Source organism: Streptomyces hainanensis, from assembly GCF_004348415.1.
Classification (GTDB): Bacteria; Actinomycetota; Actinomycetes; order Streptomycetales; family Streptomycetaceae; genus Streptomyces; species Streptomyces hainanensis.
Genome location: NZ_SMKI01000391.1, coordinates 1 through 7,638, shown reverse-complemented (window position 1 = coordinate 7,638; position 7,638 = coordinate 1). Strand labels below are relative to the sequence as shown.

The window sequence follows — 7,638 nt, the reverse complement described above, 5'->3', positions numbered from 1 at the left end:
CCCCCTACCCCTACGCGGACGACGGCCGGATGCCGGTCCCCGCCGAGTGGCCCTACCCCGACCCGCTCGCCTGGCTCGCCTACGCTGCCGCGCTCAGCCACCGGGTGCGCCTCGTCACCGGCATGCTGATCCTGCCCCAGCGCAACCCGGTGGTGCTCGCCAAGGAGGCCGCCACGCTGGACTTCTACTCGGGCGGGCGGCTCGACCTGGGGCTCGGACTCGGCTGGTTCCGCGAGGAGTTCGCCGCCGTGGGCGTGGACTTCGACGACCGGGCCGAGCGGTTCGAGGAGTACGTGGCCGTGCTGCGCGCCCTGTGGAGCGGCGAGGAGACCTTCGCCGGCCGCCACCACCGCTTCACCAGGGCCCGCTGCTACCCCAAGCCGGCGGGCCGGATCCCGCTGATCCTCGGCGGCCACACCCGGGCCGCGGCCCGCCGGGCCGGCCGGCTCGCCGACGGCTTCTTCCCGGCGGTCGCCGACCCGGTGCCGCTGTTCGCGGTCTGCCGGGCGGCCGCCGAGGCCGCGGGACGCGACCCGGACGGCATCCAGCTGATCGCCGAGGCCGCCCCGGCCACCCCGGAGCGGGTCGGCGAGCTGGCCGCGCTCGGCGTCACCCGCGCCCTGGTCTACCCGCCGCAGGTGCCGCTGGACGAACTTCCCGACGCCTTCGAGGAGTTCGCCGCCGCCCTGCTGCGTCCTGCGGCCGACGTCTGACTCACTCCGCGAGCGGGGCGAGCCCCTCCCGGTCGGCCGTCAGCCGCTCGCCGGCCAGCACCAGGCTGTCCCGGACGGTCACCCCGGCCGCCACCGTGGCGCCCGGCAGCACCACGGAGCGCTCCACCCGGGCGCCGGGCTCCACCCGGCCGCCCGGGTGCAGCACGCTGTCGCGCACCGTGGCGCCGTCCGGCACCGGGCCGCCGAGCAGGCTGCCGGACTCCGGCGCGAAGCGCGGCGCCGCGCCCGGCAGGGTGCGCGGCAGCAGCGCCGGCGGCAGCGGGTGCGGCTGGCCGAGCAGCCGCAGCTGCTCGGAGTGGTAGCGCTCCACGGTGCCGATGTCCGCCCAGTATTCGTCGACCGGGAACGCCGTCACCGTCCGGCCGGCGGCGATCAGTTCGGGCAGCACGTCCCGGCTGATGTCGTGCTGCCAGCCGTCCGCGCCGCGCGCCGCGAGGGTGCCGAGCACCTCGCGCAGCGCCTCGGTCCGGAACAGGCAGAAGGCGGTGAACACCAGGTCGGAGGTGGGGTTTTCGGGCTTCTCGACCAGTGCCCGCACCCGCCACCGCTCGTCGACCTCGACCATGCCGAACAGCCGGACGTACCGCCGCTCGACGCGCTGCACGCCGATCGTGCAGTCCGCGTCCGACCCGCGGTGCGCGGCCAGCATCGGCCCGTAGTCGAACAGGTAGACGTGGTCGGCGTGTTGCACGAGCAGATCGCGGGCGCCCGGCGCGAACAGGTACTCCTCGTTCGCCAACAGCGCGTCCGCCGTGCCGCGTTCGGCGGGCCGCGCCGGCAGCAGCCGCCCGCCGGGACCGTGCCCGGGGCCCGGGCCGCCTCCGGAACGCAGCAGCGCGTCGTGCGGCCCGAAGTGCAGCCGGGTACCCGGGTGGTGGTCCCAGTGCCGCAGCAGGTGGTCCACCAGGTCCGACTCGCGGTGCAACGACAGCAGCACCAGCTCGGACAGGCCCGAGCGCACCGCGTTGGCCAGGCTGAAGTCGACCAGCCGGCAGGACGCCGCGTAGGGCACCAGCGGCTTGCACACCTCGGCCGTCAAAGGGCCCATCCGCTGCCCGAGCCCGCCGGCCAGCAGCGCCCCGCGCACCCCGGGAAGGCTCACCACGTCCGCCCCTCAGCCGGCTCGTTCGGCAGCAACGCCCGCAGCGCGGCGAGCGAGTTGGCCGCGCCCTGCGCGGTGGGCAGCAGCGCGTCCTCGTGTTCCACGTAGAGCACGCCCCGGTACCCCTCGTCGAGCAGCGCCGCCACGATCGCCGGCCAGGGCAGCTCGCCGGCGCCCAGCGTCCGGAACCGGATCGCCGGACCCGGGCCGTAGCGCGACCAGCCGGCGCCCGTCGGATCCCCGGGATCGCGCCACCGCTGGAGGTCCTTGGCGTGCACGGCGGCCAGCCGGTCGCCCCAGCCGCGTACCGCCCGCACCGGATCGTGCCCGGTGGCCGCCAGGTTCGCCGGGTCCACGCAGAGCCCCACGCCGTCCGCCGCCGCGAGCAGCGCCCGGGCGCTCGCCGGGTCGTAGGCCACCTGCTTCGGGTGCGGCTCCACGACCACCCGCACCCCCAACGCGTCGGCCAGCTCCAGAACCGGCGCCGCGGCCCGCGCCCAGGCGTCCACGTTGTCCTGCCAACTCACCTCGCTGCCCCACCAGGAGAGCCAGCGCGCCAGGTCCGGCACCCCCAGCATCAGCCGCGCGAGCGGCGCGCCGAGGCCGGCCGCGAGCCGCACCGTGCCGAGCGCGGCCCGCAGCCCGTGGGCCCGCTTCGCCTCCGGCGGGCCGGCCACCACCGGGTCGGTGTGCGGTCCGTGCGGGCCGAGCAGCAGCTGGGTGTCCCGGCTGTTGCTGACGCAGCCCACCTCGACGCCGGCGGCGGCCAGCCGCGCCCGCAGCTCCGCGTGGTGGCCGGCGTCCGCCAGCCGGTCGGGGTCCACCAGGCCGAAGGTCGAGTCGGCAGGCAGGTCGACCACCCGCACCCCGTACCGGCCGGCGGCGGCCAGCGCCCCGTCGAGGCCGGCCGGCGCGAACGCCGCCAGGCACAGGCCGAGTCCGATGGGTTCCGCGTTCATCCCGGCACTCCTTCCCTCGGTTCGCGCGCCTCCGGCGCGACGGTCCAGGCCCACCCCGCCAACGTCCCGGGCAGCCCGGCCGGGTGCGCGCGCAGCGCGGCCAGCACCCGCCCGGCCGGATCGGCCACCGGCTCCGGCGGGCCCGCCGCGCCGAGTTCGGCCACCAGCCGCCGCCCCAGCGCGGCGGCGAACTCCGGGCAGCCCCGGAACACCCCGCCGTTGAGCGCCGCCGTCCACTCCCCGGCCAGGCCCGCCAGGTTGCGGGCGGCCCGCACCGCGGCCACCAGGTCGTCCAGGGCCCGCGCGACCACCGCGCCGGCCGCCGCGTCCCCGGCCAGCCAGCAGCGGCACACCACGGGCGCCAGCGCCGCGACGGCCGCCTTCGGGAACGGCCGGGCCGCCAGCTCGCGGGCCAACTCCCGCACCGGGGAACCGAACTCGGCCGCCAGCTCGGCGCCGAGCGCGGTCGGCGCGCCCCGCCCGTCCAGGCCGCGGACGGCCGCCCGCAGCCCGTCGAGGCCGAGCGCGAACGCGCTGCCCTCGTCACTGCCCAGGTACTCGCAGCCGCCCACCGACACCGGCGGCCCGGCGCCGTCCGAGGCGACGAAGCCGGAGCCCGTGCCGCACACCACGGCGACCCCGCGGCCGCCGAGCGGCGGAGCCAGCAGCAGCGGCAGCACGTCCCGCGAGACCACCAGCGGCCCGCCGAGGCCGCTCGCCCGCACCCGCGCCGCCAACCGGTCGATGTCACCGCGCGCCGCGCCCGCGTCCACCGTGGCGGTGGCCAGCCAGCCGCGCGCCGAACCGGCCGCCGCCGCTCCGAGCCGGCCCGTCAGTTCGTCGAGCAGTCCCCGCAGTTCGCGCTCGGCGGCGTGCTCGCCGACCGAGGCCGGATTGATCGAGCCACGTCTCCACCGTGACCCGTCGTCAAGTAACGCGGTGGTCGAACTACCCCCCGCGTCGATCGCCCAGAACCGCTCGTCGGCCAGGTCGCCCATGGTGCCTCCGCCGCCCTCGGTGGCATGTCCATTACCCCACGCTACGAGGCGGCCTGGTTTTGTACCAGGGGCTGCGCGATAGTGGTGTGCGACCTGGATCACAACGGGGTGAACGGAGCGCGGAGTGCGGCTTGGGAACGGCGGGGTATTAGGGCTCCTCGCGGTAGCCGGCAGTTGGGGCCTCTTCTGGGGCGGCTGGGCGCCGTTGATCCCGCAGATCAAGAACGATCTCGGCTTGAGCGACCAGGAGTTGGGCCTCGCCCTGTTCGCGGTGCCGGTGGGCGCGGTGCCCGCCATGCTGCTCACCGGGCGGCTCGCCAGACGGTTCGGCCACCGGGTGCTGCCCGCGGTGACCGCGCTCTTCGCAGGCAGCGTGCTCGTCGTCGGCCTGGCCCCCGACCGGGTGACGTTCACCGCGGCCCTGCTGCTGGTCGGCGGCGCCAGCGGCGCCATCGAGGTCGCGCTCAACGCCACCACGGCCGCCCACGAGGCCCGCGACGGCGCCCGGCTCTTCAACAAGGTGCACGCCGTCACCCCGCTGGTCATGGTGCTCGCCGCCCCCTCCGTGGGACTGGCCCGCGAACTCGGCGCCTCCAAACTGGCGGTGCTCACCGTGATCGCCCTGCTGGTCGCCGCCAGCGCGACCCTCGCCGTCGACCCGCACGGCTGGCGGGAGCCCGAGCCCACCGGCGTCGACCGCGGCCGCCAGCCGACCCGCGGCCCCCGGCTGCTCACCGGGCCGCTGCTGGTGATCGGCGCGATCGGCGCCGTCGTCCTCTTCATGGAGAACGCCGTCGAGCAGTGGGGCGCCATCCACCTGGAGGACCAGCTCGACACCGGGCCGCTGCTCGCCAGCTTCGGCCCCGCCGCCTACATGGCGGGGCTCTCCGGCGGCCGGATGCTCGCCCAGTGGCGCGGCTCCCGTCTCGGCGACCGCACCCTGGTGACCCTCGGCGGCACGCTCGGCGGCCTCGGCATCGCCGGCGCCGCCATGGCCGGCACCCCGGCCGTCGCCCTGGTCGGCTTCGCGGTGGCCGGCATCGGCCTCGCCCCCGTGCTGCCCACCCTGCTCGGCGCGGCCGGCCGCGCCGCCGCCCAGGGCCAGCGCGCCACCGTCATCTCCGCCGTCACCACCGCCTCCTACGCCGGGTTCCTCTCCAGCCCACCCCTGGTCGGCAGCCTCGCCGGCTGGCTCGGGCTGCCCACGGCGCTCGGCCTGGTCGCGCTCGGCGGCCTGCTCGTCATCGCCGCCGCCCACGGCACCCGCCTGCTCTCCACCCAGGCCGGCGAGGCCAAGGCCGGAGCCCTGGTATGAGCGGCCTCGCGCCGAACGATCCAGGTGCCGGTCGGGCTGACGCCGACGGTCTGGATTCCGCCGGCCCGGTCGTCAGCCATCTTGCCGCCGGTGGGCCGGGTTTGGGCGGCGCGGCCGGTTTGGGCGGCGCGGCCGCCGGTGGCGAACGCGTCGCCAGCCGGGGATCCACCGGACCGGGGCCCGGCGCCTCCGATGCCGGCCGTCCCGGCGCCAGTCGACCGGGGCGCGGCCCCGGCCCCGGTGTCTCCGATGCCGCTAAGCCCGGCGCCAGCCGGCCCGCCGGGAGCCGGGTTCTCGTGGTCGGCGCCGGCTATCTGGCCGGCCACGTCGGCCGGCGGCTCGCCGCCCTCGGCCATCACCCGGTGCTCAGCTCCCGGCACCGCCCCACCACCCCCGGCACCCGCGGCCTCGACTGGCTGCCCGCGGACGTCGTCGACCCCGACTCCCTCACCCGGCTGCTCGCCACCGCCCGCGCCGACACGGTGGTCACCGTCCACGGCCCGTCCGACATCACCTGGTGCGAGGCCAACCCCGCCCTGGCGGACGCCGCCCACCACGGCGGCGCCCGCCGGCTCGCCGCCCTGCTCGACGGCCGCCGGGCGCTGATGATCTCCACCGACAACGTCTTCCCCGGCCACCGCACCAGCTACGGCGAGTCCGACCCCACCGCACCCGCCAACGCCTACGGCCGCGCCAAGCTCGCCGCCGAGCGCGCCCTGCTCGCCACCGGCAACGCCCTGGCCCTCCGCGTCAGCCTGGTCTACGGCTGGGACCGGGCCGGCCTGCGCCCCAACTTCTTCACCACCAGCGCGCTCCGCCTCGCCGCCGGGGAACCCGTCGCCGTCCCCGACGACCACTGGAACACCCCGGTGCTCGCCGACGACGTCGCCGCGTGGACGGCGGCCCTGCTCACCACCGAGCACACCGGCGTGCTCCACCTCGGCGGGCCGCGGCGGCTCAGCCGGCTCGACTGGGCCCGGCACCTCGCCCGCGCCCAGGGCGCCGATCCGGCGCTGGCCCGCGCCGCGCCGCGCGACGACACGGCCTACGCCTGCCGCCCCCGCAACGCCTGTCTGCACAGCGAACGCGCCGCCACCGTCCCCGAACTCCGAGGGCTCGAACCCGTCGACGTCCTCGAAGCCAGCACCCGGCTCATCGCCGCGGGAGAGGAGCCGCCATGACCGACCGCCATCTGTTCCTGGCGAGCAAACGGGCCGCCGTCACCTACGCCCCCGATCCGGACACCGGGCGACTCCGCCCCTGGCTGGCGCCGGGCGGCACCGGCAACGTGGTGGCGGAGCAGGCCGGCGTGCTCGACGTGTCCTGGATCGCCAGCGCCGACACCGACGACGACCACCGCGCCGCCCACGAGAACCCGGCGGGCCTGACCCTCGCCCTCAGCTCGGGCCGCGACATCCGGATCCGGCTGCTGCGCCACGACCGCGAGACCTTCGACGTCGTGCAGAACCACCTCACCGCCGAGCTGCTGTGGGCCGCCAACAACTACGGCTGGGACCGCTGGACCACCCCGGCCTTCGACGACGCGACGCACGCCGCCCTGGGCCGGTTCGCCGAGTTCACCGACGACTTCGCCCGCGCCCTGCTCGACGCCTCGGCCGACACCCCCGAGCCGTCCTACCTGGTCCACGACTACCAACTCGTCGGCGTCCCGGCCCGGTTGCGGGCCGCCCGCCCCGACGCGCCGATCCTGCTCTTCGTCCACATACCGTGGCCCTCCCCGGACTACTGGCGCATCCTGCCCAAGGCCATGCGCACCGGTCTGCTGGAGGGCATGCTGCCCGCCACCACCATCGGCTTCTTCGCCGACCGCTGGTGCCGCAACTTCCTCGACTGCGTCGCCGACCTGCTGCCGGATGCCCGCGTCGACCGCGAGGCCGGCGTCGTCCACTGGCGCGGCCACCGCAGCCGGGTCCGCACCATGCCCCTCGGCTACAGCCCGCTGACCCTCGAAGGGCGCGACCCCAAACTCCCCGACGGCATCGCCGAGTGGGCCGGCGACGCCCCCCTCGTCGTGCACAGCGGCCGCACCGACCCCATGAAGAACGCCGAACGGGCCGTCCGCGCCTTCGTGGCGGCCCACCGCGCCGAGCCGGCGCTGCGCGGCACCAGGATGCTGGTCCGGATGAACCCCAACCGGCTCTACGTCGAGGCCAACGCCGACTACGTGCGCCGCGTCGAGGAGGCCGTCGACGAGGCCAACGCCCGCCTCGGGCCCGAGACGGTCAGGCTGCACTGCGACAACGAGGTCGACCACACCATCGCCTGCTTCCAGCGCGCCGACCTGCTGATGTTCAACTCCACGGTGGACGGCCAGAACCTCTCCACCTTCGAGGCGCCCCTGGTCAACACCCGCGACGCCGACGTCATCCTCTCCGAGATGTGCGGCGCCGCCGAGGTGCTGGCGCCGGTCTGCCGCACCGTCAACCCCTTCGACCTGCGCGAGCAGGCCCAGGCCATCGCCGCCGCGCTCACCGCGCCGGCCGCCGAGCGCCGCCAGGCCGCCCACCGC

The 7,638-nt window shown here is 76.6% G+C and carries 7 protein-coding genes; 4 read left to right on the top strand and 3 right to left on the bottom strand.

Translation table 11 applies throughout. From position 1 onward, the window contains the following. The coding region (locus E1283_RS27920) for a TIGR03619 family F420-dependent LLM class oxidoreductase (RefSeq protein WP_132820937.1) at positions 1 to 713 on the top strand (713 nt) is incomplete at its 5' end. Position 714: 1 nt separating this feature from the next. On the opposite strand, the gene E1283_RS27915 is transcribed toward E1283_RS27920, so the two are convergent. Genes E1283_RS27915 through E1283_RS27905 form a run of 3 tightly spaced genes read right to left on the bottom strand, consistent with a single transcriptional unit; the run spans position 715 to position 3,793 of the window. Further along, positions 715 to 1,839 (bottom strand): sugar phosphate nucleotidyltransferase, encoded by a 1,125-nt coding sequence (locus E1283_RS27915; RefSeq protein ID WP_243745152.1) that lies wholly within the window; start codon positions 1,837 to 1,839, stop codon positions 715 to 717. Next, the gene (locus E1283_RS27910) at positions 1,833 to 2,795 is read right to left on the bottom strand and encodes a sugar phosphate isomerase/epimerase family protein (protein WP_132820936.1); all 963 of its coding nucleotides are present in this window, start codon (positions 2,793 to 2,795) and stop codon (positions 1,833 to 1,835) included. Before E1283_RS27910 ends, E1283_RS27915 begins: the two co-directional genes overlap by 7 nt. Beyond that, positions 2,792 to 3,793, bottom strand: coding sequence for a BadF/BadG/BcrA/BcrD ATPase family protein (locus E1283_RS27905; protein ID WP_165956272.1), 1,002 nt, complete (start codon positions 3,791 to 3,793; stop codon positions 2,792 to 2,794). Before E1283_RS27905 ends, E1283_RS27910 begins: the two co-directional genes overlap by 4 nt. Before the next feature lie 124 nt (positions 3,794 to 3,917). Between E1283_RS27905 and E1283_RS27900 the strand changes: the two genes are divergently transcribed. The 3 genes from E1283_RS27900 to E1283_RS27890 form a co-directional block, all read left to right on the top strand. Further along, the gene (locus tag E1283_RS27900; RefSeq protein ID WP_132820934.1) at positions 3,918 to 5,108 is read left to right on the top strand and encodes an MFS transporter; all 1,191 of its coding nucleotides are present in this window, start codon (positions 3,918 to 3,920) and stop codon (positions 5,106 to 5,108) included. A gap of 296 nt (positions 5,109 to 5,404) precedes the next feature. Further along, positions 5,405 to 6,289 (top strand): SDR family oxidoreductase, encoded by an 885-nt coding sequence (locus E1283_RS27895; protein WP_132820933.1) that lies wholly within the window; start codon positions 5,405 to 5,407, stop codon positions 6,287 to 6,289. Beyond that, positions 6,286 to 7,638, top strand: a 1,353-nt coding sequence (locus E1283_RS27890; RefSeq protein WP_132820932.1) for a trehalose-6-phosphate synthase, incomplete at its 3' end; no start/stop codon positions are given. The genes E1283_RS27895 and E1283_RS27890, both read left to right, overlap by 4 nt.

Bases quoted from the DNA above. Each gene is read 5' to 3' on its own strand.
- E1283_RS27910 (WP_132820936.1), bottom strand. From the start codon at position 2,795: ATGAACGCGGAACCCATCGGACTCGGCCTGTGCCTGGCGGCGTTCGCG.
- E1283_RS27905 (WP_165956272.1), bottom strand. From the start codon at position 3,793: ATGGGCGACCTGGCCGACGAGCGGTTCTGGGCGATCGACGCGGGGGGT.